The sequence below is a fragment of the Saccharothrix texasensis genome, assembly GCF_003752005.1.
Lineage (GTDB): Bacteria > Actinomycetota > Actinomycetes > Mycobacteriales > Pseudonocardiaceae > Actinosynnema > Actinosynnema texasense.
This window is the reverse complement of sequence record NZ_RJKM01000001.1, coordinates 2235205-2261227: the sequence shown is the minus strand read 5'-3', so window position 1 is coordinate 2261227 and position 26023 is coordinate 2235205. Positions and strand designations below refer to the sequence as shown.

Below are 26023 nucleotides of genomic sequence, written 5' to 3'. Positions count from 1 at the left end.
GGCGCGGGTGAGCAGGGCCCGCCGGCCGGTCGGGACTCCGTGCCCCGACCGGTCTGCGCCGGCCGTGACGGCACCCGAGGTCCTGGCGTGTCAGCGGTGGCGCGGGCCGAACGTCATCCGCATCCGGCGGACGGCGACGCTGACCAGGGGCCGGTGGGGGAGCAGCCACGCCAGCGGGCCCGCCGGGTCGACGCGCCAGCGGGCCCGGACCGGGGCCACGCGGCCGGTGGCGCGCAGGGGTGTGCGGGCCACGCCGTCGCCGAACGCCTGCCACGTCGACGTCGCCGCCGGCACCGGCACGTCGAACCGGGGCGCCCGCGCCCGCACCGAGGCGATGGGGCCGTGCCCGTCGCGGGCGGACGCGGCGAGGTCGCCGCCCCACTCGAACTCGGCCAGGTCCTTCGGGATGCCCCACAGCTCCCGGCCGCCCGCCCGGGACGACGGGCTGTCCACCCAGATGCGCGTGATCGACACCCCGAACCGCCACCCCCGCCGCACCAGCACGGCGGCCAGCACCTCGTGGTACGCCATGCCGGGCGGCCGGTAGTCCACGAACGCCGTGCCGACCGCGGCCCGCCCGAACACCGTCACCGGCCGCACCGGCAGCGGTGGCAGCGCCGCCGCCCGGACCAGCCACACCGACACGCACGCGCGGCCGTGCAGCACCCACGGTTCCGGCGGATAGCTCATCGATCACCCCTCGCGGTCAGGCGCAACGCGCCGGGAGCGGCCCGCGGCACGACCGGGTGCCGCGGCGCGACCGCCGGACGTGCGCCGCGCCCGGCTCCGGTTCACCATTGTTGGACCACAACGACCTCGCCCGCTCAGCGAGCGCGGTGATGGTCAACGCCGGGTTCACGCCGAGGTTCGCCGGGATCGCGGAACCGTCGACCACGTGCACCCGGTGGTACGGGTCGACGACCCCGGTGGCCGGCGAGTCGCCGATCACGCACCCGCCGATCAGGTGGCCGGTCAGCGGCACGTCCGCCAGATCCGGCCACGCCCCGCGCGCGACGCCGCCGACCCGCGCCGCGACCCGCCGCGCCACCTCGTGCCCGAGCGGTATCCACGTCGGGTTCGGCACGCGGTCGCCGGCGACCGGGTGCGGGTGGAGCTGGACGACGCGGCGCTGCCCGCCGGGATGGCCCGGTTCCTGGCCGAGCGCGACCTGGCCGCGATCCACACGGTCATCGGTGAGCTGGCGCCGGGTGGGGTGTCCGTGCGGGAGGTGGCCTTCCGGTTCCCGAGCCCGCCGGTCCTTGCCGGTTCGAGGACGTGTTCGGGGTGCGGCCGGTGTTCGGCTCGTCGCGCTGCCCGCCTGGGCTACGCGGAGGCGGCGGCCTTCATCCACGCCTTCCGCCGCCGGCACGGCACCACACCGGGCGACCACGGCCGACGCCGGCGAGCGGGCTGATCGGGGCCGGGTGCGCCGGTCCCGTCGGCGGCGTGCTCGACCCGGCGGTCAGCGGCTGACGGGGGCGGTCGACTCGCGCCGCACCAGGCGGACAGCCGTGGTCACCGCAGCCGTCGCGAGCTCGCCGGTCTCCACCGAGTCCAGCAGCATCCGCACCGCCGTGATCGCCTTCCCCGCGATGTCCTGCGCGACCGTGGTCAACTTGGGCGTCACGTACTCGCACAGGTCGAGGTTGTCGAACCCCACCACCGACACGTCGTCGGGCACGGAAGCGCCGTCGAACAGCAGCCCCTCGACCACGCCGATCGCCAGGATGTCGGCCGTGGCGAACACCGCGGTCGTCTCCGGGTGGTCCACCAGCAGCCGCCGCCCCAGCGCGAGCCCCTCGGCGTGCGTGGTCGCGCCGACGGTGGCCACCAGCCGGTCGTCCCACTCCACGCCGACGTCGGCGAACGCCTGCCGGAAGCCCTCGAACCGCTGGTGCACCACGCCCACCGACGAGAACGACGGCCCGGCGAACACGACGCTGCGGTGACCCAGGTCGAGCAGGTGGCGCGCGGCGAGCCGGGCGCCGGTGAAGTCGTCCGACCGCGCGCCCGCGGTGAGCGGGTTCGCCGAGTAGCTGTCGATCGCCAGCACCCGGACCGCGCCGACCGCGTCGGCGGTGAGCCGGTCGACCTCCTCGTCCAGGAAACCGAGCAGGATCGCGCCGTCCAGGCTCCACGACCGCAGCGCCTCGGTCACCTCGTCGAAATCCGTGATGCCCCGCAGCAGCAGGTGGTAGCCGCCCTTGCGCAGCTCGCGCTCGATCTGGTCGACCACGGCCACGTTGTGCGGGCCGATCATCAGGCCGTCCTCGCCCGCCGCGGGCATCAGCAGCCCGATCAGCCGGGACGACCGCGCGGCCAGGCTGCGCGCCGACGCCCTCGGCACGTACCCCAGCTCGGCGGCGATGCGCCGGACCCGGTCGATCGTCTCCGGTGAGACCCGCGCCCGGTTGTCGTTGACGACGTTCGACACGGTCATGATGCTCACGCCCGCCGCGTCCGCGATGTCGCGCAGCGTGACCCGCCGTCCTGGTGTCGGCACGCGACCAGCGTACGGGAACTGATCTTCGACGACGACGCGCAGATGACAGCGGTCCGGGCCGCGTCCACCACCGTCGCGGGGCCTCGGCGGCCGGTGTGCTCGGCGGCGGCGGACGCCGAGGCGACCACGACCATCGGGCAGGCGGTGGTGACGGGCCTCGGGCACGGCACGGTCGGGTACTGTGCCGCGCCAGTAGCCGACAGCGTGGCGTTCCGACGAAGGCAGGCGCAGCGTGGTCACCGCCATCGAGGAGCACGCGCCCGCCGAGGCGCGAAGACCGTCCGCGTTCCGCACCGACATCCAGTCCCTGCGCGCCGTCGCGGTGCTCGCGGTGGTGCTCAACCACCTCTGGCCGACCGCCCTCACCGGCGGTTACGTCGGCGTCGACGTCTTCTTCGTCATCTCCGGCTTCCTGATCAGCTCCCACCTCGACCGCGAGATCACCGCCACCGGCCGCGTCCGCCTCGGCCGCTTCTACGCCCGCCGCGTCCGCCGGCTGCTGCCCGCCGCGTTGCTGGTGCTCGGCGTCAGCGTCGCCGCCGCCTACTTCCTGCTGCCGTACCCCCGGTGGGAGGCGACCGCGACCGAAGCGTTCGCCGGCGCCCTGTACTGGGAGAACTGGCTGCTCGCGGCGAAGTCGGTCGACTACTCGGCGGTCAACGCGACGGCCGGCCCGGTGCGGCACTACTGGTCGCTGTCGGTGGAAGAGCAGTTCTACCTGGTCTGGCCGGTGCTCCTGGTGGCGCTGTTCAAGATCCGGCGGCGACGGGCGCAGGTCGTCGGCATCGCGGCGGTCGGCGTGGCGTCGTTGGCGTTCAGCGTCCACTACACGCAGGTCGAGCCGAACCAGGCGTACTTCGTCACGCAGGGTCGCGTCTGGGAGTTCGCGCTGGGCGCCCTCGTCGCCCTGACCGGCGTCCGCGTGTCGAAGCGGCTCGGCGGGATCGCGTCGGCGGTCGGCTTCGCGCTGATCCTCGGGTCGGCGTTCCTCTACGACCACGCCACCCCGTTCCCCGGGTACCTCGCGCTGGCGCCGACGATCGGCACGGCCCTCGTCATCGCGGCCGGCCAACGCCCGGGACGGCAGTGGCACACGGCAATCACGGCGTCGTCACCGGTGCAGTTCCTGGGCGGCATCAGCTACTCGCTGTACCTGTGGCACTGGCCGCTCGTCGTGGTCGCGCCGTTCGTGCTCGCCGGCGCGGTGGACGCGGGCCGGATGACCACGCCGCTGCTGCTCGCCGTGCTCGCGACGGCACTCGTGCTCGCGCACTGCTCCAAGGTGCTGGTGGAGGACCGGGGTGTCGCCGCACGCCTCGGGACCGCGCCGACGTTCGCCGCGATGGCCGTCGGCCTGCTCGTCGTGTCCGCCGCCGCGGCCGGGCTGGGCGCGGCCTACGCGCGGGACGCGGCGCGAGCCGAGCGGAAGGCCGAGGAGTTCCGCACCGGGTCGTGCGTCGGCGGGCAGGCGATGATCCCGGCCAACAGGTGCCCGGACCCGTTGGGACCGGCCGAGGTCGTGCACCTCGGACCCGCCGACGCCTACTTCAAGCCCTCACCCGGCTGCGTCGTCGTGAAAGGCCTCGTCGACGTCTCGAAGTGCGACTACAGCAGAGGAGCGACGTCCGCGCGGGTGGTCTGGCTCGTCGGCGACTCGCACGCCCAGCAGTGGCAGCCACCCGTGACGGACCTGGCGCGCGAGCACGGCTGGGTGCTCAAGCACGCCTACCTGGGCGGGTGCCCGCCGGCCGACGTGGACTTCGTCGGCTACGGCGGCGCCGCCACCGAAGAAGGCAGGCGCGACTGCGCCGACTGGTCCGCGCGGGTGACCGACGTGATCGCGGCCGACTCGCCGTCGCTGGTGCTGACCTCCTTCCACGCGCGCCGGGAGTTCGTGGACGACGGCAGCGGCCGTACGCAGACCGAGCAGTACCGCGACGGGCTCGAACCGCGGTGGCGGCGCTGGACCGACGCGGGCGCACGCGTGGTCGTGCTGGGCGACCCGCCGCTGAACGGCGACGTGCGCGACCCCCAGTGCGTGGCGCTCAACCCCCGCACCCCCGCGGTGTGCGCGGTGGACCGCGCCACCGCGCAACCCCCGGACCCGCTGGCGGAAGTCGCCCGCACCAGCGGCAACACCGGCGTGTCCCTGATCGACTTCACCGACTACCTGTGCGACGAGCGCCAGTGCCACGGCGTCGTCGGCGGCCTCGCCGTGTACTACGACGCCGACCACCTCAACGCCGCGTTCAGCCGCAGCCTCGCACCGGTGCTGGCGGAGGAGCTGAACCGGGGGTAGTCACCGGCCGAGCCCCCGGCGGGCACGCGCCGGAGGCGGCGGGCTGTCCTCGACGTGGAGACCGGTGTACGCGGCGAGCCAGCCCGTGGCGCGGTAGTCGCCGCGCCGGGTGAACACGGCCACCCCCGTCTCGGTCGGGTCGTCGTCCTCTGCCGGCGGATAGGCGACCGACGCGGTCGTCGTGGGCGCGGTCCAGGCCCGGCCACGCCAGGCGACCGCGACCACGCCCGCGCCACCCGTGACGGTGGCGTGGTCGGCGTGCGCGACGAGGGCGTGGTTGGTGGCGCGCTCGCGCAGCAGCGCGGTGTAGCCGGCGTGGTCGAGCACGCACCCCGCCGGCGAACGCCCCGGCGGCCAGTCCGGCGCGCGCACACCCCGGGCGACCGCCGAGCGCCACAAACCCGGCACCACGTCCCGCAGGTGGGCGCGGGTGGCCATCTCCTCGCACATCCACAGCAGCCTGCCCGCCCCGCGGCCCGGCGCGAGGCCCCGCCAGCGGACCCGGTGGTCGAGATCGGCGGCCACCACCGCGATCCACGGGTGCACGGTGCCCAGCACCCCCTGCGCGGCCAGCCACGCCAGGAACCTCGGCGCCTGCTCGTACACCGGGTGCAGGGTGGCCAGCGGGATGCCGCCCGCCACGCGCCGCCTCGGCGAGTCGAACAGGTGCGGCGACCGCGCCGCCAGCAGCAGCGCCGCCCACGCCAGGTCACCCGGCGCGGTCGTCGTCTGCGAACCCAGCCCCTTCACCGACGTGGTGTTGGTGATCTGCGACGTCTTGCCACCCGCCTTGATCACCGTCGCCACGGCCGGCCGCACCGGCTCCGGCACCGGGATGCCCGCCAGGTCGCGGACCGCCACCGACAGCACCAGGCTGAGCGCGTTCTCCGCCTCGTCCGCGTCGTGCGGCACCGGCAGCAGGCCGAGCGTGCGGCGCAACCGGTGGCCGGTGTGGGTCGACACCATCATCCGCGCGGTGAGCCGGCCCAGCTCGGTGATGTCGAGCCGGTCACCGGCCATCGTCAGGTGACCCTCGTCCACCAGGAACGCCACGGCCTCCTGCACGGGTTCCAGGTCGTCGTCACCCTGCGCGTGCGCCAGCGTCTCCACCCACCACGCCTGCGCGTCGTCCATCGTGCCGATCCGGCCCTGGAGCACCTCGGCCAGCACGTGGTCGGGCAGCGAGTCGCGGATCCGCGAGTACACCGAGTAGCCCGCCACCAGCCTCGTCTGCCAGTCGGCGCGCTGCGTCTCGTCGACGACGAGGTACGACCAGCCCTCCGTCTCGCCCGCGCCGATCCGCCCGGCCCGGCCGAACATCTGCAGCACCGTGGACGTGTCGATCGGTTCACCGCCGATCGACACGTCACGCACGACCACCGCCCGCGCGGGCAGGTTCACCCCGGCCGCGACGGTGGACGTGGCGACCAGGACGTCCGCCTCACGGGCGCGGAACGCCCGCTCGGCGGCGTGCTTGTGCTCGTAGTCGGCGTAGTGCAGGCGGACACCGACCTCCGCGCACACCTTGGTCAGGCCGTCCACGTCATCGGCGGCGACGGCGTGCACGGGCGCGCCCCGGTCGGCGGCGACCGCCATCGCGGTCGAGCGGACGTTGCGCTTGGAACCGCAGAACACCAGCACGCTGCCGCCCTCCGCGGTGTGCCGCCGGGTCAGGTCGAGCACCACCTGTTCACGCAGCCGGTTGTTCGCCGTGAAGCCGGAGGCGGCCGGGATCGTCGGCAGCTGCCAGGTCACCTTGGACGGCCGCCACGTCGTGGCCACGAGGTCCGCTTCCAGCCACTCGGCGACCTCGGCGGCGTTGGACACCGTCGCCGAGAGCCCGACGATGCGGACCGGCGAGTCGATGCCGCGGACCCGCGCCAGCAGCGCCTCCAGCAACGCGCCGCGGTTCGGGCTGCCCAGCAGGTGGATCTCGTCCACGACCAGGCAGCCGACCTCGCCGAGAGCCGCTTGCAGGGACGACGCGCGGCAGATCGCCTCGAACTTCTCGGTCGTGGCGACCCAGAGGTCCGCCGCCTTGACCGCCTCGACGTCGACCGCGTACTCACCGGAGAGGCGTTCGACGCGGAGGCCCTCGTCGCGCCACGCCTCGAGCTCGCGGTCCAGCTCGTCGGTGAGCGAGCGCTGGGGCACGAGCCAGGCGGCCTTGCGGCCCTCGTGCAGGATCGCCTTCAGCACGGCCAGCATCCCCATCGCGGTCTTGCCGGCGCCCGTCGGCGCGGTGATCAGCAGGTGGGAGTCGCCGTCCACCAGGTGCGGCGCGGCTTGGGCCTGGGCGGGGTTGAGCACCGGGAACGGCAGGAACCGCGCCCAGTCGGCGGGGACGTGCCGGACGACCGGGACGGGGTCGGGCACGGCGGCGGGGGACGGTTCGTGCAGGTCCCACACCATCTCGAAGGCCAACCGGGCGGCTCGGGCGCCCTCGCCGGCCACCGCCTCGCACCGCTCCGGCACCACGCCGCCCACGTCGGACAGCCAGGCGGTGGCGGCGGTCGCGGACACCTCTTCCTGCTCCAGCCAGTGGCGGACGGCTCTGAACGGCACACCGGCTGCTCCGAGCCGTGCCTTCAGCGGCTCGAATTCGGATGAATCGGGCAAAAGGACCCGAGCGTCCACGTCGGTCGGTACCACGGGCACGTCGAAGTCGGGGTCGACCACCTTGCGCCACCACACGGGCCGTGACTCCAACGCCGCCAACGCCGGCGGCAGCACGGGCACCGCCGCCGACCGCACCGCCGGCGCCACCTCGGAACCACTGAGGATGGACCGGATCCGAGCCGCCATCGCCACGGTCGACACCCGCCGCCCGACCCGGACCCGCCCCGCCACCCCGCCATCCGCCGCGCCCCCACCACCCTCGACCCCACCGCCACCCTCGACCGCACCACCAACCGCCGCGCCCTGCTCCGCACCCTCAACCGCCGGCCCGTCGCCCTCGCGCCCACCCCCACCGTCACCCTGCACCCCCACCCGCCGCCGCCCGGAACCCGCCGCTCCGGACCGCCGCGCCTCCTCTTCCCGCGCCCCACCCCCGACTCCCGCCTGCCCCGACCCCGACTCCGCCCCCTCAGGCCCCGCACCCGCCCGCCGCGAGCGAACCTCCCGCACCCCCGCACCCGATCCCGCCCGCCGCGCACCCGTCTCCGGCGTCCCAGACCCCGGCGAACCCGTCCCCGGCGACTTGGACCCCCGCGAACCCGTCCCCGGTGCTCCAGCGCCCGTCCCGCGCCGCCGCGACCCCGACTCAGCCTGCCCCGACCCAGCCTGCCCCGACCCGGCCGCCGATCGCCCCGAATCCGTCTCCCACGGCAGGTCCGGCCCGGTCCCGAACTCGTCGATCCCCTCACCCGGCGCGGTCGCGTGATCGGGTGGCGTCGGCGGTTTCCGGGACGGTTCCCGGGGTTCGGGCGGCGCGTTCCGGGGCCGGTCGACGGCCGGTGGGCGGACGGCGCGCGAGCTGCGCGCCAGGGCTTCCAGCTGGGCGTCCTCCGCGAGGCGGCGGGACACGGCGTCCGGGCGCAGGTCGCCGAGCACCGAGCGCTGCGCGAGCTTCAACTCCCGCAGCGTGAACGACGCGGGGCACGCGGGGCACGCGACGGCGGCTTGCAGCTGCTGCCGGCCGCGATCCGGGTGGGCGCGGTACAGGCCGTGCAGCTCGCCCTCGCACTTCGGGCACCGGCGGTCGACGGGCAGCGGTGACAGCTGCCAGCCCGGCTCGGCGTACCGGGCGATGGCGGGCTCCGGGCGGACGCCCCACCTGGCTTCCACGACCCCGGCGACCGACGTGTCCACCACCGGCGACCCGTGCTCCACTCGTCGCCTCCCGTCCCGGCCGCGGTCGTGTCGGCGGCTCGGCGGCGGCCGACACGTGATGCTATGCCGAGCCGTGTCCGGGCGGCGGTGGTGGGGAGGGTTCGGGGTGGTCGGCGCTCGGTCTGATCAACCGACGTACGGGAACAGTGTTTCCGTACCCTTTTCGGGCCATGATCACCCGATCGTGTGCAGGACCGGGATGTGCTGTTCTTCCTCCGTCAGTGAGCCGTGGTGACCGATGAAGGTACCGAGTCCCGGCTCCGCCGTCGAGCGCACCACCGCCAGCGACCCCTTGGCCGCCACCACCAGGTCGCCGATCCGCGGCAGCACGTGGTCGTCCACCCTGGGCCCGAACCAGCCCGCCGCCACGGCCTCCGCGCGCGACGCGATCCACGCCCGCCCACCCAACCGCGACACCCACCGGTCCCGCACGGGCTCCGCCTCCGACGTGTAGACGTGCCGCACCCGCGCCTCGCCGCCGAGCGCCCGCACACCCTCCCGCAGCACGTCGTCGGTGTCGAAGTCGACCCGGTCGTCGGCCACCACCATCCCGTGGTCGGCCGTCACGACCAGCGACCCGCCCGCCGGCAACCCGTCCGCCACCGCCGCCGCCAACCGGTCGACGAACCGCAACTGCCACCGCCACGCCTCGCTGCCCGGCCCGTACACGTGCCCGAGCGCGTCCAGGTCGGCGTGGTAGGCGTAGCAGAGCACCCGGTCGGCGGACCGCATCGCCTCCGCCACCCGCGCCACCAGGTCGCCGAACCCGAGCACGCCCTGGAACCGCCCACCCCGCAGCACGGCCCGCGTCAGCCCGCTGCCCTTCTGGTCGCGCGGCAGCACGAGCCGCACCGCCACCCCGGCGTCGGTCGCCGCCTCGAACACCGTCCGCCTCGGCTGCACCTCCTCCGGCACGAGCACGTCCCGCAGGTCGACGTGCGCGGACGCCCCGTGCCGCGACCACCGCAACGCGTTCACCATCTCGCCGCCCTCGGCGAACGAGTAGCCGACCAGCCCGTGCTCACCGGTCGGCACGCCGGTGCCCAACGCGGCCAGGCTGGTCGCCGTGGTCGACGGGAACCCGGCCGTGATCGGCGGACCCGCCAACGACGCCAGGAACGGCGCGTCCTCCTCGTGCTCCCGCAACAACCGCCACCCGAGACCGTCCACGAGCAGCACGCACACCCGCGACGGGCCGGCGAGGCCGAGCACGTCCACCATCCCCGGCACGTCGAGCCCGGCGAGCAGCGACGGCACGACGTCGGCGAGCGATCCGGCCCCGTACCGGGGCACCAGCGGGTCCATGGCGCCCGACCCTAGCCCTGCTTGGACGATGGACCCATGACCACCGAACGCATCGGTCCACCCCCGCGCGCCGACGAACGCGAAACGCTGCGCGCGTTCCTCGACTACCACCGCGCCACCCTGGCGATGAAGTGCGACGGCCTGTCCACCGAGGACCTGCGCCGCCGTTCCATGCCGCCGTCCACGCTCACCCTGCTCGGCCTGGTCCGGCACATGGCCGAGGTCGAGCGGACCTGGTTCCGGCGCGTGATCGGCCAGGAGGACGTCCCGCTGGTCTGGTCGGCCGACGGCGACTTCCAGGTCGCCTACGACGCGTCCACCGCGACCAGGTCCGAGGCGTTCGAGGCGTGGCGGGCGGAGGTCGGGCACTCCCGCCGCATCGAGCGCGAAGCCGAGTCGCTCGACGTCACCGGCTACCACGAGCGCTGGGGCGAGGAGGTGTCGCTGCGCCTGGTCATGCTCCACCTGATCCACGAGTACGCCCGGCACAACGGCCACGCCGACTTCCTCCGCGAAGGCATCGACGGCACGGTGGGCGCCTGAGACGACTGATCGGCTGATCGGCTGATCGGTCAACGGTCACGCGTCGGCCGCAGCACGAAGCGGCCGACGAGTTCCACCGTCGCCGCCGCCACCGCGCCCACCGCCAGACCCGTCAGCAGCCGCTGCGGCGTCACCTCCAGCAGGAACACGTCCGTCGCCAGCACCGGCACGGTCAGGATCACCGCCGCCACCACCGCCAAACCGGCCAGCAGCGCCACCTTCCACCCCGTCAACGGCCGCGCGAGCAGCGACAACGTCCACAGCGACGCCACCAGCACCACCACCGTCGCCACCGTCTGCCCGGCCACCCGGCCGCCGCCCTGGTCGAGTGAGCGGATCGCCAGGTCGCCGCCGAACGCGGCCAGCCCGATCACCACGCCGGTCGGCACGGCCAGCCGCAGCACGCGCCCCAGGAACCCCGGCACGTAACGCCGCCGGTTCGGGCCGAGGGCGAGCACGAAACCCGGGACGCCGATGGTCAACGTCGAGATCATGGTGAGCTGGATGGGGGCCAACGGGTAGGCGATCCCGCTGACCAGCACGACCAGCGCCAACACCAGCGAGTACACGTTCTTCACCAGGAACAGGTTCGCCGCGCGCTCGATGTTGGCGATCACCCGCCGGCCCTCCGCGACGACGTCCGGCAGGTGCGCGAACCGGCTGTCCAGCAGCACCAGCTGCGCGACCGCCCTGGTCGCGGCGGCCCCGTTGCCCATCGCCACGCCGATGTCGGCGTCCTTCAACGCCATCGCGTCGTTGACGCCGTCACCGGTCATCGCGACCACGTGCCCGCGCCGCTGCAACGCGCCCACCACGGCCCGCTTCTGCTGCGGCGTGACCCTCCCGAACACGGCGGACCTCTCCAGCACGTCGGCGAGCGCGTCCGGGTCGTCGGGCAACGTGCGCGCGTCCACCGCCTCGCCCGCGTCCGCGATGCCGGGCACGCCGACGGACACCGCGACCGCGCCGACCGTGCGCGGGTTGTCGCCGGAGATCACCCGCAGCGTGACGCCCTGCTCGGCGAAGAACCGCACCGCGTCGGCGGCGTCGTCGCGGATGCGCTCGGCGAGCACGACCAGCGCGCGGGCGTGCAGGTCGGCGGGCAGCGACGTCTCCCGCGCGGAGGATCGGGCGGAGGCGAGCAGCAGCACGCGCTTGCCCCGCGCGGCGAAGCCGGCGGCGCGTTCGGCCAGCGGATCACCTTCGGGGAACACCATCTCCGGTGCGCCGAGCACCCACGTGCCGTGGCCCTCCGCGTCCACGGAGGACCACTTCCGGGTCGACGAGAACGGCACGCCGCCCGTGCGCCGCCAGGTGGTGGAGGTGAACGTGCCGGCCAACGCGGCGGAGGTCGCGTTCGCGTCGGGGGCCGTCGCCAGCAGCGCCAGCGCCTGCCGCGCGTCGTCCTCCGGGCCGTCCGCCACCAGCTGGTCGAAGACGATGTCGCCGTGCGTGAGGGTGCCCGTCTTGTCCAGGCAGACGACGTCGACCCGGGCCAGCACCTCCACCGCGGGCAGTTCCTGCACCAGCGTCTGCTTCCGGGCCAGGGCCACGGCCGCGACCATGAACGCCAGGCTGGTGAGCAGCACCAGGCCTTCGGGGACCATGCCGACCAGCGCCGCGACCGCGCCGGTCATCGCCTCCTGCCAGTCGTCGGTGTCCGGGCTGCGCAGCTGGCTCCACAGCAGCAGCGGGCCGACCACCAGCATCATCAGGGAGATCCACCGCAGCAGCTTGTTGGTGCCCGCGACCAGTTCCGACCGGACCGAGGTGAACCTCCGGGCGTCGGCGGTGAGCCGGGTCGCGTAGGCGTCCGCGCCGACCGCCGTGGCCCGGAACCGGCCCGACCCGGCCACGACGACCGACCCGGACCGCACGTCGTCGCCGACGGCCTTGTGCACCGGGTCGGACTCGCCGGTGAGCAGCGACTCGTCCACCTCCAGGCCGTCGGCGTCGGTGACCGCGCCGTCCGCCACGACCTGGTCACCGGTGCGCAGGTCGACCAGGTCGTCGGCCACCACGTCGCCGACCTCGATCTCGGACGTCACACCGTCGCGCGTCACCCGGGCGTGTGGCGCGTTGAGCACGGCGAGGCGGTCGAGGGTGCGCTTGGCCCGCAGCTCCTGGATCACGCCGATCGCCGTGTTGGCCACCACGACCAGCCCGAACAGGCCGTTCTGCCACCGCCCGGTGGCCAGGATGACCAGGAACAACGCGGTCAGCAGCCCGTTGAACGGGGTGATGACGTTCGCGCGGGCGATCTGCCCGGCGCTGCGGCTGGTGCGGGAGCGGACGGCGTTGGTCCGCCCGTCCGCCACCCGCTCCGCGACCTCCGCCGAGGTCAACCCCGCCTGCCGCCCGCCGGCGCCCCCGGCCATCCCGCCCTCCCCACCCCGACCACCCCCATCCTCACCCGCCGCCTCCCGTCCCGCAGCCGCCCGCACCCGTCCGTGCACGCGCCGGACCTGCCACCCGTCGCGTCGGCGACGGCGCTCGAGTTTCGGACCCCCGTGATCGGAGCTAGCGTCGGGACCATGCCGTCGACCGAGCGGACCGCGGACGACCTCGACCTGCTGGACGCCTACTGGCGTGCGGCCAACTACCTCTCGGTCGGGCAGATCTACCTGCTCGACAACCCGCTGCTGCGCGAACCGCTCCTCCCCGGGCACGTCAAGCCCCGCCTGCTCGGGCACTGGGGCACGACACCCGGCCTCAACCTCCTCTACGCGCACATGAACCGCGCCATCCGGCAGCGCGACCTGAACGCCCTGTACGTCACCGGCCCCGGCCACGGCGGGCCCGGCCTGGTCGCCAACGCCTACCTGGAAGGCACCTACAGCGAGGTCTACTCGGGCATCGGGGAGGACCTGGCCGGCCTGCGCGCGTTGTTCCGCCAGTTCTCCTTCCCCGGCGGCATCCCCAGCCACGTCGCGCCGGAGACCCCCGGCTCGATCCACGAAGGCGGCGAGCTCGGGTACGCCCTGCTGCACGCCTACGGCGCGGTGTTCGACAACCCCGACCTGCTGGCGCTGTGCGTGGTCGGCGACGGTGAGGCGGAGACCGGGCCCCTGGCCGCCAGTTGGCACTCGAACAAGTTCCTCGACCCCACCCGGGACGGCGTGGTGCTGCCCGTGCTGCACCTCAACGGCTACAAGATCGCCAATCCGACGGTGCTGTCGCGCATCCCGGACGACGAGCTGGCCTCCCTGCTGCGCGGCTACGGCCACACGCCGCACTTCGTCGTCGGCGACGAGCCCAAGGCGGTGCACGAGCAGCTCGCGGCCACCCTGGACCGGGCGCTGGACGAGATCGCCGAGATGAAGGGGTCGACCCGGCGCCCGCCGTGGCCGGTGATCGTCCTGCGCACGCCGAAGGGCTGGACCGGCCCGCGCGAGGTGGACGGCAAGCGGGTCGAGGGCACGTTCCACGCGCACCAGGTCCCGCTCCCCGCGACCCGCACCGACGCCGGGCACCGCGCGCAGCTGGAGGAGTGGCTGCGCGGCTACCGGCCCGAGGAGCTGTTCGACGACGACGGCAGGCTCGTGCCCGAGCTGCGCGCCCTCGCGCCCACCGGCGACCGGCGGATGAGCGCCAACCCGCACACCAACGGCGGCCGGGTGCTGCGCGAGCTGAAGATGCCCGACTTCCGCGAGCACGCGGTCACCGTGGCGCGGCCCGCCGTCGAGAGCAGCGAGGCCACCAAGGTGCTCGGCGCGTTCCTGCGGGACGTGGTGCGCGGCAACCCGGACAACTTCCTCGTCATGGGCCCCGACGAGGTGGCGTCCAACCGGCTGTCCGCCTTGTTCGAGGTGACGGGCCGCAAGTGGCAGGCGGACACCGTGCCCGGCGACGAGCACCTCGCGCCGGACGGCCGGGTGCTGGAGGTGCTGTCGGAGCACCTGTGCCAGGGCTGGTTGGAGGGCTACCTGCTCACCGGCAGGCACGGCCTGTTCACCAGCTACGAGGCGTTCATCCACATCGTCGACTCGATGCTCAACCAGCACGCCAAGTGGCTCAAGACGACGCGGGCGATCCCGTGGCGCGCGCCGCTGGCGTCGTTGAACTACCTGCTGTCCTCGCACGTCTGGCGGCAGGACCACAACGGGTTCAGCCACCAGGACCCCGGTTTCCTCGACCACGTGGTGAACAAGAAAGCCGAGATCGTCCGCGTCTACCTGCCGCCGGACACCAACACGCTGCTGTCGGTGGCCGACCACTGCCTGCGCAGCAAGCACTACGTGAACGTGATCGTGGCGGGCAAGCAACCGGCGCTGACGTACCTGGACATGCCGGACGCGATCGCGCACTGCACGCGCGGGCTCGGCATCTGGGACTGGGCGGGCACCACCGAGGGCGAGCCGGACGTGGTGCTGGCGTGCGCGGGCGACATCCCGACGCTGGAGACCCTGGCCGCCGCCAAGCTGCTGCGCGAGCACCTGCCCGACCTGAAGGTGCGCGTGGTCAACGTCGTGGACCTCATGCGCCTGCAACCGGACACCGAGCACCCGCACGGCCTGCCCGACCGCGACTTCGACGCGCTGTTCACCGAGGACAAGCCGGTGATCTTCGCGTTCCACGGCTACCCGTGGCTCATCCACCGCCTCACCTACCGGCGCGCGAACCACCTCAACCTGCACGTGCGCGGGTACAAGGAGGAAGGCACCACGACCACGCCGTTCGACATGGTGATGCTCAACGACCTCGACCGGTTCCACCTGGTCATGGACGTGATCGACCGGGTGCCGTCGCTGGGCGGCGCGGCGGCGTCGTTGCGCCAGCGGATGGCGGACGCCCGGCTCGCCGCACTCCAGCACACCCGCGAGTACGGCGAGGACGACCCGGCGATCGCCGGGTGGACGTGGGCCTGACGTGCGCGTCCTGGTGGTCAACGCGGGCTCGTCCAGCCTGAAGCTGCGGCTGCTGGCGGCCGACGACGAGGTGGAGCGCAGCGCCGACGTCGAGCCGGACCCGCGGCGGCTCGGCGAGGTGCTGGAGGACTGGCCCGCGCCGGACGCCGTCGGGCACCGCGTGGTGCACGGCGGCACCCGGTTCACCGAACCCGTCGTGCTGGACGACCTGGTGCGGCAGGCGTTGGTCGACCTGACCTCGCTGGCGCCGCTGCACCAGCCGAAGTCGCTGGCGGGCCTGGACGCGGTGCACCGGCTGCTGCCGGACGTGCCCGCGGTCGCGTGCTTCGACACCGCGTTCCACACCACGATCCCCGCCGCGGCGGCCACGTACGCCGTGCCCCGGGAGTGGCGGGACCGGTACGCGATCCGCCGGTACGGCTTCCACGGCCTGTCCCACGCCTACTGCGCGCGCCGGGTGGCCGAACTCGCGTCGCCCGGCCTCCGGGTCGTCACCTGCCACCTGGGTGCGGGCGCGTCCCTGGCGGCGATCGCCGACGGCCGCAGCGTCGACACCACCATGGGTTTCACCCCGTTGGAGGGCCTGGTGATGGCGACCAGGTCCGGCACGGTCGACCCCGGCCTGGTGCTGTGGCTGGAGGAGCACGAGGAGCTGACGCCGCACGAGGTCGCGACCACGTTGGAGCGGGAGTCGGGGCTCACCGCGCTGGCCGGCACCGGCGACCTGCGCGAGATCGACGCGGCGGCGGCCGACGGCGACCCGGACGCCGTGCTGGCGCTGGACGTCTACACGCACCGGCTGGTCGGCGGCATCGCCTCGATGACCGCCGCGCTCGGCGGGCTGGACGTCCTCGCGTTCACCGGCGGTGTCGGCGAGAAGTCGGCCACCGTGCGCCGCCGTGCCGCCGAACGGTTGGGGTTCCTCGGCGTCACGGTGGACCCGGAGCGCAACGAGCACGTCGACGGCGACACCGACATCACCGGGCCGGACGCGAAAGCCCGGACCTTCGTCGTCACCGCGCGCGAAGACCTGGAGATCGCGCACGGCACCCGGAGCGCGCTCGGCCGCTGACCGCACGGGCAACACGGCCACCGACAGGTCCAAGGTGCTCGCTTCCTCGCCCCGGTCGTCGAGACCGCGCAGCACGGCGATGGCCTCCCGGAAGTGCTCGACCGCCCGCGCCTGGTCGCCGGTGCGGTGGGCGATGTGGCCCAAGCCGGTGCGGCTCGACCAGCTCGGCCTTGCTCGTGCCACAGGCCGGAACTGCACCCGCCCGCCGTCCGGGGTGTCGGACGGGTGAGGGGATCGGTGGCGTCGTCGACGGCCTGCCCGATCACGGCGGCGCCTGCCATGATGGGTGCCGAGCCCGGGAGGCCGCCGTGTCCGATCCGCGCGACGACATCGAAGTGAAGATCCCCGACGTGACGGCCGTGCCGCTGCGGGACCTCGCCGCCATCCCCGTCGAGGCGCTGTCCGAAGCGCTGCGGCCGTTGCTCAGGCGGTCCCTGGTGGGCGCGGAGGTCCAGGAGCAGGCCGACGACGACTGGCCGCCGGAGGAGTCGTCGCCCCGGCGGTGAGCTCGGCCAGGTGCTGCCGGGTGCGCTCCGCGACCGGCGCGGCGCTCGCCGCGGGCAGCGCCTCGAAGATGGCGAGCGCCTCGGTCCAGCACCGGGTCGCCTCGTCGTCGCGGCCGAGCACGCGGTAGGTGATGCCCAGCTCCTTCAGCACGCTGCGAGGCGCCGGCGCGACCCTGCCCGGCGAGTCGACGCGGTACGTGGTGCTGCGCTTCGCCTGTGAGACCTGGGAGACCACGTCCTACCGCGTGCACGTCGGCATGTCCGGTGCGCCGGAGTGCCCGAACGGCCACGGCCCGACGGAGGCGGAGCGGTGACGCTCGCCGGACTGGCCAAGCCGGCGACCGAGGGGTTCTCGCCGCGCTTTGTCGTGGTGGGCTACCTGCCGTCGTTCGCGGCGGCGGTGTTCCTGCTCCTGCTGGTCTGGGCGGGCGCGCCCGGTCCGCTGACGTGGTCGCACGCCTGGGAGACCGCCGCCGCGCTCGGCGTGGGCGAGGCCGTCGTCCTCGCGGTGGCGCTGACGTTGCTCGCCGTGGCGCTGATGCCGTTGCAGCTGACGGTGGCTCGCCCCGCTGGACCGGCTGCTGCGGGCGGTGCAGCGGTGGCGGCGGGGCAGGCTCGCGCGCCGGGCCGAGCTGCCCGGCGACGTCGAACCCACGCCCGCGCAGGTCCTCGCCGCCGGCCTCGCGGGCACGCGGCTCGAACGGCACTACCCCGCCGTGGCGCACGTGCGCGCGACGACGCTGGGCAACGTGCCGGCCGCCGCCGAACAGCGGGCGGGCGCGAACTACGGCTGGGACGCGGTCGTCGCGTGGCCCCGCCTGTATCCCGTGCTCACCGACCAGGTGCGGGCCGTGGTGGACGCCCGGCGCGACAGCCTCGACAGCACCACCCGGCTCGCGCTGACGGGCCTGCTCACCGCCGTCGCGTCCGCCGGCCTGCCGGCCCGCAGCGGCTGGTGGTGCCTGCTCGCCCTGGTTCCGCTCGGTGTCGGCGCGCTCTCCTGCACCGGCGCGGTGCGGGCCGCCATCGCCTACGGCGAGTCGATCACCGTGGCGTTCGACCCGGGCCGCTTCGCGCTGCCGACCGCCCTGCGCCTGCCGCTGCCGTCGACCAGGTCCGAGGACACCACTTGGCCGAGGGTTTGTGCCTGCAATGGCGACAAGGCGTCCCGCTGCCCGTCGACTACGTCCACGGCGACGAGGCCTAGCGCGGCCTTTCCGCCGATAGCTCACCCAGGTCATCATTTCGGGCAACGCGAATTGCTCCGCGTACCGCCCGGTGGTTCGGGGCGGTACGCGGAGCCGGGGACGCCATTCGTTTGTGACTCAGGTGTCCGAGGGCGATGTCCTCGCCGTCAACGATTTGTGAGGAGAACTCAGAGCAGGTCGACCAGGACCTTGGAGACGTCGATGTCGTCGATGATGTCGGCGTCGTTCAGGGCGTTCACCAGCGCGCTCTTGAAGATCAGGTTGTCCTCGACGTTCACGTCGTCGATGACGTCCTTGATGGTGACCTCGACCGCGTCCAGCTCGGCGCCGTTGAGCACCTTGATGGTGTTGCCGCTGAGGACGTCACCGATGGTGATCACCGAGTCGGGCAGGTCGATCGGCACCTGCACGGTGGTGTTGATCGTGCACACGATCACGTTGACCAGGCCGGTCGGGTCGGAGTTGATGCACGACGCGTCGGGAACGGTGGTGGCCTGGGCGGCCGCGCCGCCGCCGAACACCATCGCGCCGGTCATGGCGGCCAGCGCGACACCCGAGGCAAGACGCTTCAACACGAGTTCTCCTTGGTGGGGAATCCTTCTCGATTTCGCCGGGATCGGCGACCACACAAATAAAGCAGAAGACACCCACTCCGCGCATCCCCGTGAAAGGGGCATCGGACGATCAGGCGGCCGTGAATTGCTCCGATCGCCGACCGCCATCCTGCGTTATCATCGGGAACGAATGCGTATCGCTTCACCGATCGTGAGCGGCATTGCGCTGAGCGGGTGGCGGGGACCGCCGGTGAAGCAGAGGGCTCCTGATGTTCGCGCCGGGTGACCCGGTCCGCCGGGGGTGCCGCCGGGTGCGCCGCACGCGAAGTGCTCCGCCAGGGTGGCGGAACGCGCTTAAACATGCCGTTGCGGCGAAATCGCGCCGAGTCCGAGCTTTGGGATCACAGTGTTCTGCGTCACGCAGGCACCCGGTGCGGCAATGGTCGACGGGTCGTTACCCCGATCGGCCGCGAGGTCCCGGCGTCAGAACACGATCCCGCACCGGCTGACCGCCACGTCGAACGCCTGCGGGGGGGGGGGGGGGGGGAACACCTGAGCGTCGCCCTGCTCGGAGGTCGGGTTCGGCACGCACGTCGCACTCGCCCGCGCGCGGGCCGGACAGGTCGATGCCCGTGACGTGCGCGACCCGCGGCGCCACCAGCCGACTGATCCGGCCGTTGCCGCAGCCGACGTCGAGCACCCGTCCACGGCGCCGTAGCGGTCGTGGTCGCGGGCTATCGTCGCGGCCATGACGGTGGTCCGCTCGCTGGTGTTGTTCCTGCTGGCCGCGTTCGCCGAGATCGGCGGCGCGTGGCTGGTGTGGCAGGGCGTGCGCGAGCACCGCGGCCTGCTCTGGATCGGCGCGGGCGTGGCGGCGCTCGGCCTGTACGGGTTCGTGGCCACGTGGCAGCCCGACGCGCACTTCGGCCGGATCCTCGCCGCGTACGGCGGGGTGTTCGTGGCCGGGTCGCTGGCCTGGGGCGTGGTGGTGGACAAGTTCCGGCCCGACCGGTGGGACTACGTCGGCGCGGGGATCTGCCTGGTCGGCGTGGCCGTGATCATGTACGCGCCGCGCCCGTGATCGTCCCGGAGGCGCTGACGGCGTCCTACCACCGCACCGACTGGGGCCGGGCGTGGCTCGCCGCGCTGCCCGACCGGATCGCCGAGCACCTCGACCGGTGGGGGCTGCGGCCGGACGGCCCGGTCGGCAGCGGCATGGCGTCGCTCGTGCTGCCGGTCGTGCGCGCGGACGGCACCCCGGCCGTGCTCAAGCTCCAACCCGTCACCGAGGACAACGCCGCCGCGCCGGTCGGGCTGCGCACGTGGGACGGCGACGGCGTGGTCCGGCTGCTCGCCGACGAGCCGGGCGCCATGCTGCTGGAACGGCTGGACGCGAGCCGCCCGCTGTCCTCGGTAGCCGACGACGCGGTCGCGCTGCGGATCCTCGCCGACCTGCTGGCACGCCTGGTCGCCGTCCCCGCGCCGCCGGGCGTGCGGCGGCTGGCCGACATCGCCCGCGCCCTGCTCGACCAGGCGCCGGTCGCGGCGCCCGCGCTGCGCTCGGCGGCCGACCGGGACCTGCTGCGCACGTGCGCGTCCGCCGTGGCCGAGGTGGTGGGCGAGGCGGGCGACCGGCTGCTGCACTGGGACCTGCACTACGACAACGTGCTGGCGGGCGACCGCGAGCCGTGGCTGGCGATCGACCCGGAGCCGCTGGCCGGCGACCCCGGCTTCGACCTGCTGCCGCCCTGGACAACCGCTGGGACGCCGTGGTCGCCACCGGCGACGTGGCACGGGCCGTGACGCGCCGCTTCGACCTGCTCACCGACGTGCTGGGCCTCGACCGGGACCGCGCCACCGCGTGGACGCTGAGCCGCGTGCTGCAGAACGCGCTGTGGGACGTGGCAGACGGCGAGACCGCGCTGAACCCGGTCCAGGTCGCCATCGCCACCGCCCTGCTCGACCGGTCCTGATCAGGCCGGTGGCGGGTTGCCGCGCGGGCGCAGCCGGCCCGTCGGCAGCGGCGGGGCGGGCAGCCGGTCGCCCGGGTAGCCCTCGACCCGGCCGAAGCGCTCCGATCCCGCCTGCCACTGGTCGCGGAAGCGGGCGATCTCCTCGTGGCTGCGGCCGACGAAGTTCCACCACATCACCAGGTCCTCGCCCAGCGGCTCGCCGCCGAGCAGGACGACCCGGGCCGGGGTGTCGGCGACGTTGGCCAGGTGCAGCACCTCCGGGCCCGGACCGACGTAGCCGAGCGCGCCGCCCGCCAACGCCGTGCCGCCGAGCTCCACCGCGCCCACGTCGACCAGCACGCCGTGCTCGAACGCCGCGTCCACGTCGAGCGCCAGCCGTGCGCCGGGCTCCAGCACGAGTTCCGCGCCCAGCAACGGCGTGAACGTGCGCACCGGCGACGTCCGGCCCGCGACCGTGCCCAGGAACACCCTGGCGGACGCGCCGGTCAACGCCACCGTCTCGGGCGCGTAGTGCTGGAAGTCGCGGGGCGCGTCGCGGTGGGCGTCGGGCAGCGCGATCCACAGCTGCACGCCGTGCAGCACGGACGTCCCCGGCGTCGACACCTCGGAGTGGCAGATGCCGTGCCCGGCCGTCATCAGGTTCAGCTCGCCCGGCCGCACCACCGCGTGCACGCCGAGGCTGTCGCGGTGCTCGATCTCGCCGCTGAACAGCCAGCTCGCGGTCTGCAACCCGGTGTGCGGGTGCGGCGCGACGTCCATCCCGCCGCTGACCGACACGTCGTCCGGCCCGTAGTGGTCGGCGAAGCACCACGCGCCGATCATCGACCGCGACCGCTGCGGCAACGTGCGCCGCACGGTCATTGCCCGCGGCCCGCCCAGCGGCACGTCGCGGGGGCCGAGGACCTCGACCGCCGCGACGCCGGACGCGCTCTCGCAGATCAGCTCGGACGGGTCGGTCTCCACGTTGCTCATCGCGACCCCGTTCGGACGGCCATGCGGCCATCCTAGAGCCGCTGGTACTCCTCCCACGTCCGCTTCGGGCTCACCGCGGGCCCGTCGTCCGCGCCCCGGTCGGCCAGCCCGTTGAAGCCGAGGTAGTAGTCGCCTGCCTGGTTGCGCGCGCCGGTGGACAGGTCCGGGTCGGCCAGTGCGATCGCGTGGATGTGGTAGTCGAAGCCCTGCGCGGGCGTGCGGACCCACGCCGCGAACCCGACCTGGCGCAACACGCGGGCCACGGTGGTGCGCGTCGTCGCGGTCATGCCCGACACCGAGATGTCCAGCGCGCCGCCGCCGTCGTGGGTGCCCGCCGAGCCCGGCACGCCGCCCGGGTTGTAGGAGCCCTGGGTGATGCCGAGCGAGCGGCCGAGCAGCCGTTCCGCCTCGACCAGCATGGCCTTCGTGCGGGTGTTCATCACCGCGCTGTGGTAGGTCACCCGGCTGCCCGCCGACACCACGCGGGTCACCGTGTAGGTCGTCTCGCCGAGCAGCCGCAACGACGTCGGTCCGGGCATCCCGGACGCGTCGAGCCCGGTGTAGCCGAGCGAGCGCTGGTAGGCCGCGTAGGCGTCGATCGTCCGGGTGCCGAAGTGCCCGTCCACGTACGTCGAGGCCAGGTGCCCCTCCGCGGCGAGCGCCCGTTCCACCAGCCGCACGCTGTCGCCGCTGCCCGGCGTGATCGCCGAGTCGGCCCGGCGCGGGTCGATCTGCGCGGCCTTGAGCACGGCCTCCATGTCGACCACGGGCAGCGCGACGGCCTGCGGCGCGGCGGCGGCGGGAGCCGCCAGGCCGACCAGCCCGATCAGCGCACCGACCACCGCGACTCTGACGTTGACCACGTCCACCTCCGGTCGACCTCCGACGAAGCGCAGCAAGTCAAGCGCGAGTCGGCGGTTCTTGGCAAGACACCCCCGTAGTTGGTTGGAACCTGACGAGACGTGGTCGTGCTCGTTCGACGGGTGACCGTGGAGTAGAGTCCCACTGGTTGGGGCACGAGCTGTCGGCACTCGGTCGGCGCGGTCCCCGACCCAGTCCGGCCGCATCCCAGGGCCGGGGACGGGAGCACCGGCTTGTCGCCGGACCATCCGTTCACATCATCTACCCCTACGGCCCGCAGGCACGCCGGTCCGATCCACCACGCTCCCTCGACGCGTGGCGCGGCCCTGCCGGCAGGGGAGGCGGGCTCGTCATGACGCAGACCAGACCTGGTCGATCACAGGGTGCCGCGGTCGGCTTCGCCGACGCGAGGGCCGCGGCCGACAGGGCCGAAACCGTCCAGCGCAACCAGGCCGCCCGGACCGTCGCCGACAACTCGGTCGACGCGAACGACTGCCGCGAGCTGCTGCTGATGCTCGGCCTGCCCGACCCGCCCGAGGACGGCGCCCCCGTGCGCACGCGCAACGAGCGGGCGCAGGACCAGCGTGCGGCCGAGCACCGCGTGCCCGACTACCCGTACCAGGACGCGGCCGTCGCGTCCTACCAGGCAGGAGCACGCGAATGACGCAGGGCCGGATCAAGTGGTTCAGCGGGGCCAAGGGCTTCGGTTTCATCACGCCCGAGGGCGGCGGCTCCGACCTGTTCCTGCACTACTCGGAGATCCAGGACTACGACCACCGCGGTCTCGCCGAGAACCAGGCGGTCCGGTACGAGGTCGGCGAGGGCGCCAAGGGCCCGCACGCCGTCTCCGTCCAACTGGTCTGAGACCCGGCCTCGCGCCCACCTGACTCTTCCGGGTGAGTTGTCGGTCCTCGCGCATCAACGGCCGACGACGGCGGTAGCCCTTCTTGTGGAGTGTCCACGAGGGACACCCTGAGGAGGTTCGAGCGCAGATGGGCATTGGCGACAAGTTCGAAGACTTGAAGGGCAAGGCCAAGGACGCTCTCGGCCAGCACGGCGACAAGGCCGACGAGGGTCTCGACAAGGCCGGCCAGTTCGTCGACGAACGCACCGGAGGCGAGCACTCCGAGCACATCCGGAAGGGGACGGACAAGGCCAAGGAAGGCCTGGACCGTTTCCGCGAAGGCCAGTAGTGGCCCGAAGACGGACGAGGGCCGCCCTCTCGACGAGGGCGGCCCTTTCTCGTGCGCTGACAACCGCGCGAGCTCGCGACTCCCACCCTGGGGCCTCCGGCCGCGCGGGCGCCGAATAAGTGCCGTACCCCTACGGACCACTGCCCTGGTTGTTCCCACCCGGGTGTCACCCCACAGTGGGACAGGGCCGCCTCACCCCTGCCGGGGCGGCTGGAGGGGGAACCACGGTGACACGACGCGTCACGGGCCGTGCTCCTGCGCAACCACCGCCGGCACGCTCATCGTGACCCGCCGCGGCGTCAGCGCGCCACGAGCTGCCTGACCCCGCCGCAGCGCCCCGGCCGGTCCCTGCCCGGTCGGGGCGTGTGTCAGCCGTCCAGCTCGGCCCACACGACCTTGCCGTCGGCGGTCGGCTCCGTGCCCCACGACCGGCTCAGGGCGGCCACGATGATCAGCCCGCGCCCCCGTGCCGAGTCGACCTGCACGGGTCTCGGCTGGGGCGGGGCGGACGACTCGTCGGCCACCTCGATCCGCAGCCCGGAGTCGGTCCGCGACACGGTCAGCCCCACCGGGCCCGTCGCGTGGTCCACCGCGTTGGACACCAGTTCCGTGACCACCAGGGCGGCGTCGTCGGCGGCGTCGTCCGACAGTCCCCAGGCCACCGCCGCGTCACCCACCACCTGGCGGGCTTGCGCCGATGCGCCCGCTGAGGCGGGCAGCGTCACGGCCACCGGCGCCGCTGGCTCGTTGCGCACATCCGCTCCCCGTTGATCGGCCGTCACCGCATGGTCGCACATCCACCCGTCGCGGCACCGGGCGGTCGCGCCGACCGGCTCTTCGGCCGCGTTCGACGGCACGCGGGTGATCGGCGCGTCGTGATGCGGTATCGGCACGGGACCTGTCCGGTGGCTAGGCTCGTGCACCATGGAGTTGCAGGTGCGCAGTGAGGTGCGGGGCGGCTGGACGGTCGTCTCGGTGTCGGGGGAACTGGACGCGGACACGGTCCCCGTGCTGTCCGACCGCCTCGAGGAGAGCACAGGCAACGTCGTGGTGGACCTGAGCGAGGTGCCGTTCATGGACACGACGGGCTTGTCCCTGATGCTCGACTGGCACCGCAGACTGGACGGCGCGGGCGGCGAGTTCCGGATGGCGTCGATGCAGGCCTCCGTGCACAAGCTGTTCCGCCTGACCGAGTTGACCGAGGTCATGCACATCCACGAGACCGTCGAGTCGGCCACGACGACCACGTGATCCCGGAGACGTTCCGCGACCCGCCGATCCCGCGCGACCGGACCTGGCTGGCGAACCTCCCCGCCGCCATCGAGCACCACCTGGACACCTGGGACCTGCGCCCCGACGGCGACACCCGGCACGGCTCGCACGCCCTGGTCATCCCGGTGACCCGCGCGGGCGTCCCCCTCGTGCTGCGCGTGAACGCGCCGAGCGAGGACGTGACGGCGCACGTCGAGGCGCTGCGCTTCTGGCGGGGGAGGGGCACCGTGCAGCTGGTCGACGCCGACCCGACCGCCGGCGTCATGCTCCTGGAACGCCTGGACCTGCACCACAGCGCCGCGGACCTGCCGTCCGAGGAGGCCATGGCGGTGCTGGGCGCGATGGCCCGCCGTCTCGCCGTGCCGGCCCCGCCGACCGCCCGTTCGACGGCCGACCTGGCCCTCGCCCGCGCCGACAGCCTGGAACCGGACTGGCTGCGCCGATCCCGCCCCTTCGACCGCGCGTTCCTGCGCGCGGGGCAGGAGGCCGTGGCGACCCTGGTGACGACCGACTCGACCCTCGCCGTCAACGGCGACCTGCACTCGGCCCAGGTCCTGGCCGCGACGCGCGAGCCCTGGCTGACCGTCGACCCGATCCTGCTGCGCGGCGACATCGCCTACGACCTGGCGAGGGTCCTCTGGACCAGGCTGGACGACATGCCGGACGACACCGCGATCGCCGAACACCTGCACATCGCCACCGCTGCCGCCGACCTCGACCCCGACCACGCCCGGAACTGGACCATCTTCCGCGCCGTCGACTACTGGCTGTGGGGCCTGGCCGCCGGCCTGACCGAAGACCCCCTCCGCTGCCACCGCCTGCTCACCGCCCTGACCTGACCCCACTCACCCCCACCCTCACCCCGCCCCCACGCCCGCCCCGCCCCTCACCCCCACCCCTAACCCCGCCCCCAACGGACCCGCCACATCCCCACCAGGCCCGATTTGACATGGGTTCGGGTGCTTTAGGCTGGTCGAAGCCGGACAGGCTTGGCGGACGCTCTTCCCGCCAGGCCTGCCCGGCTTTGGCCTGCCTGGAGCGCCCGTAAGGGCCCCATGTC

Annotated in this window: 24 protein-coding genes and 2 pseudogenes; 13 read left to right on the top strand and 13 right to left on the bottom strand. The window is 73.7% G+C overall.

Annotated features, from left to right (window positions below; translation table 11 throughout):
- Window positions 1–90: 90 nt before the first annotated feature.
- The 3 genes and pseudogenes from EDD40_RS08620 to EDD40_RS08610 form a co-directional block, all read right to left on the bottom strand.
- Window positions 91–690 (bottom strand): acetoacetate decarboxylase family protein, encoded by a 600-nt coding sequence (locus EDD40_RS08620; RefSeq protein ID WP_123742436.1) that lies wholly within the window; start codon window positions 688–690, stop codon window positions 91–93.
- Window positions 687–1081 (bottom strand): annotated as a pseudogene (locus tag EDD40_RS08615) (GMC oxidoreductase); the annotation flags it as partial. The gene EDD40_RS08620 and the pseudogene EDD40_RS08615, both read right to left, overlap by 4 nt.
- 381 nt (window positions 1082–1462) lie before the next feature.
- On the bottom strand, window positions 1463–2503 hold the full coding sequence (locus EDD40_RS08610) for a LacI family DNA-binding transcriptional regulator (RefSeq protein WP_211348118.1): 1041 nt from the start codon (window positions 2501–2503) through the stop codon (window positions 1463–1465).
- Window positions 2504–2735: 232 nt separating this feature from the next.
- Here EDD40_RS08610 and EDD40_RS08605 point away from each other — a divergent pair, with 232 nt between their 5' ends.
- Window positions 2736–4802 (top strand): acyltransferase family protein, encoded by a 2067-nt coding sequence (locus EDD40_RS08605; RefSeq protein WP_123742435.1) that lies wholly within the window; start codon window positions 2736–2738, stop codon window positions 4800–4802.
- On the opposite strand, the gene EDD40_RS08600 is transcribed toward EDD40_RS08605, so the two are convergent.
- Both EDD40_RS08600 and EDD40_RS08590 read right to left on the bottom strand, forming a co-directional pair.
- A complete protein-coding gene (locus EDD40_RS08600) occupies window positions 4803–8636 on the bottom strand; it encodes a DEAD/DEAH box helicase (RefSeq protein ID WP_246037547.1) in 3834 nt (1277 codons plus the stop codon). It lies immediately after the preceding gene.
- 174 nt (window positions 8637–8810) lie between these two features.
- Complete coding sequence (locus EDD40_RS08590) at window positions 8811–9941, bottom strand: alkaline phosphatase family protein (RefSeq protein ID WP_123742434.1); 1131 nt, start codon at window positions 9939–9941, stop codon at window positions 8811–8813.
- Window positions 9942–9977: 36 nt separating this feature from the next.
- On the opposite strand from EDD40_RS08590, the gene EDD40_RS08585 reads away from it, so the two are divergent.
- Entirely contained in the window at window positions 9978–10484 is a 507-nt protein-coding gene (locus tag EDD40_RS08585) for a DinB family protein (protein WP_123742433.1), read from the top strand.
- Window positions 10485–10513: 29 nt separating this feature from the next.
- On the opposite strand, the gene EDD40_RS08580 is transcribed toward EDD40_RS08585, so the two are convergent.
- On the bottom strand, window positions 10514–12862 hold the full coding sequence (locus EDD40_RS08580) for an HAD-IC family P-type ATPase (protein WP_123742432.1): 2349 nt from the start codon (window positions 12860–12862) through the stop codon (window positions 10514–10516).
- 156 nt (window positions 12863–13018) lie between these two features.
- On the opposite strand from EDD40_RS08580, the gene EDD40_RS08570 reads away from it, so the two are divergent.
- The 4 genes from EDD40_RS08570 to EDD40_RS08555 all read left to right on the top strand — a co-directional run bounded on the left by EDD40_RS08570 (window position 13019) and on the right by EDD40_RS08555 (window position 17244).
- Window positions 13019–15352, top strand: a complete 2334-nt coding sequence (locus EDD40_RS08570) for a phosphoketolase family protein (RefSeq protein ID WP_123742430.1) — start codon at window positions 13019–13021, stop codon at window positions 15350–15352.
- 1 nt (window position 15353) lies between these two features.
- Complete coding sequence (locus tag EDD40_RS08565) at window positions 15354–16424, top strand: acetate/propionate family kinase (RefSeq protein ID WP_123742429.1); 1071 nt, start codon at window positions 15354–15356, stop codon at window positions 16422–16424.
- 308 nt (window positions 16425–16732) lie between these two features.
- Window positions 16733–16930 carry a hypothetical protein gene (locus EDD40_RS08560; RefSeq protein WP_123742428.1) on the top strand — a complete coding sequence of 66 codons (198 nt, stop codon included), beginning with the start codon at window positions 16733–16735 and terminating at the stop codon, window positions 16928–16930.
- Between the two features lie 131 nt (window positions 16931–17061).
- On the top strand, window positions 17062–17244 hold the full coding sequence (locus tag EDD40_RS08555; protein ID WP_148088733.1) for a hypothetical protein: 183 nt from the start codon (window positions 17062–17064) through the stop codon (window positions 17242–17244).
- Window positions 17245–17714: 470 nt separating this feature from the next.
- Here EDD40_RS08555 and EDD40_RS08550 read toward each other — a convergent pair whose 3' ends face one another.
- The 4 genes from EDD40_RS08550 to EDD40_RS43335 all read right to left on the bottom strand — a co-directional run bounded on the left by EDD40_RS08550 (window position 17715) and on the right by EDD40_RS43335 (window position 19392).
- Entirely contained in the window at window positions 17715–17957 is a 243-nt protein-coding gene (locus EDD40_RS08550) for a hypothetical protein (RefSeq protein WP_123742426.1), read from the bottom strand.
- Between the two features lie 3 nt (window positions 17958–17960).
- Window positions 17961–18122, bottom strand: a complete 162-nt coding sequence (locus EDD40_RS41575; RefSeq protein ID WP_170185005.1) for a hypothetical protein — start codon at window positions 18120–18122, stop codon at window positions 17961–17963.
- Between the two features lie 183 nt (window positions 18123–18305).
- On the bottom strand, window positions 18306–18713 hold the full coding sequence (locus EDD40_RS08545) for a hypothetical protein (RefSeq protein WP_148088732.1): 408 nt from the start codon (window positions 18711–18713) through the stop codon (window positions 18306–18308).
- Between the two features lie 433 nt (window positions 18714–19146).
- Window positions 19147–19392 (bottom strand): methyltransferase domain-containing protein, encoded by a 246-nt coding sequence (locus EDD40_RS43335; protein ID WP_170185004.1) that lies wholly within the window; start codon window positions 19390–19392, stop codon window positions 19147–19149.
- Window positions 19393–19440: 48 nt separating this feature from the next.
- On the opposite strand from EDD40_RS43335, the gene EDD40_RS08535 reads away from it, so the two are divergent.
- Both EDD40_RS08535 and EDD40_RS08530 read left to right on the top strand, forming a co-directional pair.
- On the top strand, window positions 19441–19773 hold the full coding sequence (locus EDD40_RS08535) for a YnfA family protein (RefSeq protein WP_123742424.1): 333 nt from the start codon (window positions 19441–19443) through the stop codon (window positions 19771–19773).
- Window positions 19728–20665, top strand: a pseudogene (locus EDD40_RS08530) (aminoglycoside phosphotransferase family protein). Before EDD40_RS08535 ends, EDD40_RS08530 begins: the two are co-directional and overlap by 46 nt.
- On the opposite strand, the gene EDD40_RS08525 reads toward EDD40_RS08530, so the two are convergent.
- Together EDD40_RS08525 and EDD40_RS08520 are read right to left on the bottom strand one after the other, a co-directional pair.
- Window positions 20666–21637, bottom strand: a complete 972-nt coding sequence (locus EDD40_RS08525) for a pirin family protein (RefSeq protein ID WP_123742423.1) — start codon at window positions 21635–21637, stop codon at window positions 20666–20668.
- A gap of 32 nt (window positions 21638–21669) precedes the next feature.
- The gene (locus EDD40_RS08520; RefSeq protein ID WP_425471144.1) at window positions 21670–22506 is read right to left on the bottom strand and encodes a peptidoglycan-binding domain-containing protein; all 837 of its coding nucleotides are present in this window, start codon (window positions 22504–22506) and stop codon (window positions 21670–21672) included.
- A gap of 344 nt (window positions 22507–22850) precedes the next feature.
- On the opposite strand from EDD40_RS08520, the gene EDD40_RS08515 reads away from it, so the two are divergent.
- From EDD40_RS08515 to EDD40_RS08505, 3 genes are all read left to right on the top strand, one after another.
- The gene (locus EDD40_RS08515; protein ID WP_123742422.1) at window positions 22851–23162 is read left to right on the top strand and encodes a hypothetical protein; all 312 of its coding nucleotides are present in this window, start codon (window positions 22851–22853) and stop codon (window positions 23160–23162) included.
- On the top strand, window positions 23159–23362 hold the full coding sequence (locus EDD40_RS08510) for a cold-shock protein (protein WP_123742421.1): 204 nt from the start codon (window positions 23159–23161) through the stop codon (window positions 23360–23362). The genes EDD40_RS08515 and EDD40_RS08510 overlap by 4 nt, the downstream gene beginning before the upstream one ends.
- Before the next feature lie 128 nt (window positions 23363–23490).
- Window positions 23491–23691, top strand: a complete 201-nt coding sequence (locus EDD40_RS08505; protein ID WP_123742420.1) for an antitoxin — start codon at window positions 23491–23493, stop codon at window positions 23689–23691.
- A gap of 368 nt (window positions 23692–24059) precedes the next feature.
- Here the strand turns inward: EDD40_RS08505 and EDD40_RS08500 are convergent, their stop codons facing one another.
- Window positions 24060–24446, bottom strand: coding sequence for an ATP-binding protein (locus EDD40_RS08500; RefSeq protein WP_123747856.1), 387 nt, complete (start codon window positions 24444–24446; stop codon window positions 24060–24062).
- Window positions 24447–24615: 169 nt separating this feature from the next.
- On the opposite strand from EDD40_RS08500, the gene EDD40_RS08495 reads away from it, so the two are divergent.
- On the top strand, window positions 24616–24942 hold the full coding sequence (locus EDD40_RS08495; RefSeq protein ID WP_123742419.1) for an STAS domain-containing protein: 327 nt from the start codon (window positions 24616–24618) through the stop codon (window positions 24940–24942).
- Window positions 24939–25802: an aminoglycoside phosphotransferase family protein gene (locus EDD40_RS08490; protein ID WP_123742418.1), complete on the top strand. Its 864-nt coding sequence runs from the start codon at window positions 24939–24941 to the stop codon at window positions 25800–25802. Before EDD40_RS08495 ends, EDD40_RS08490 begins: the two co-directional genes overlap by 4 nt.
- Window positions 25803–26023 lie beyond the last annotated feature (221 nt).